Source organism: Bradyrhizobium sp. NBAIM08, from assembly GCF_020193935.1.
In the GTDB taxonomy this organism is placed as follows: domain Bacteria; phylum Pseudomonadota; class Alphaproteobacteria; order Rhizobiales; family Xanthobacteraceae; genus Bradyrhizobium; species Bradyrhizobium yuanmingense.
Map to the genome: position 1 here is coordinate 1 of NZ_JADYVR010000682.1, position 422 is coordinate 422.

Genomic DNA, 422 nt, shown 5'->3' on the forward strand with positions numbered 1-422 from the left:
GGGGTGATGCCGCTGCCGCCCTATATCACCGCGCCGCTGGAAAACCCCGAGCGCTACCAGACGGTCTACAGCGCCGCGACTGGCTCGGCCGCCGCGCCCACCGCCGGGCTGCACTGGACGCCCGCGCTGATCGAGCGGGTCCAGGCGCTGGGCGTGACCTGGGCGACCGTGACGCTGCACGGTGGCCTGGATACGTTTCGCCCGGTCCAGACCGACAACGTGCTCGACCACACAATGCATAGCGAGTGGTACGATCTGCCCGCCGCCACCGCCGCCGCGATCAACCAGGCCCGCGCCAGTGGCGGCCGCGTGATCGCTGTCGGCACCACCAGCGTGCGGGTGCTGGAGACGGTCGGGCGCAATCAGCAAAGTGCTGAAATTGTGCCTGAGGCGGGCTGGACCGACATTTTCATCTATCCGCC

At 69.0% G+C, this 422-nt stretch carries 1 protein-coding gene; it reads left to right on the top strand.

Translation table 11 applies throughout. The features are described from left to right. The coding region (locus I6F37_RS41545; RefSeq protein ID WP_225154603.1) for an S-adenosylmethionine:tRNA ribosyltransferase-isomerase at positions 1–422 on the top strand (422 nt) is incomplete at both ends.